Source organism: Streptomyces katrae, from assembly GCF_000966975.1.
GTDB classification, from domain to species: Bacteria; Actinomycetota; Actinomycetes; order Streptomycetales; family Streptomycetaceae; genus Streptomyces; species Streptomyces katrae.
The window spans coordinates 1-315 of the sequence record NZ_JZWV01000672.1 but is presented as its reverse complement, the minus strand read 5'-3'; the positions used below and the strand labels follow the sequence as shown (position 1 = coordinate 315).

The following is a 315-nucleotide window of genomic DNA, read 5'->3' as shown; positions in this document are numbered from 1 at the left end:
GTGCTGGCGGCCGCCTACCAGGCGCTCTACCAGGACGGAGACGTCCGCTCCACCCGGGCGCAGGTATCGGCCGCGATCGAGGGGCTCCGCGACGCCGACGGCCCGGCCGGCACCCGCACCGGAACCGAGGAGGTACTCCACCGGCTGGTGGTCCTCCTGCTGGCGATCAGCCAGTACAGCGGGGACCGCGCGGTCTGGGAGAGCACCCGCTCACTGCTCGCCTCCACGGGCGGCCCCGCCACCGACCGGGCGCGTCTCTACGGCGACACCTGGAGCGACGTGAACCGGCACGGAGCCGGCCGGGCGGAGCAGCTG

Annotated in this window: 1 pseudogene; it reads left to right on the top strand. The window is 74.9% G+C overall.

What is annotated here, in order from left to right:
- Positions 1-315 (top strand): annotated as a pseudogene (locus tag VR44_RS23660) (helix-turn-helix transcriptional regulator); the annotation flags it as partial.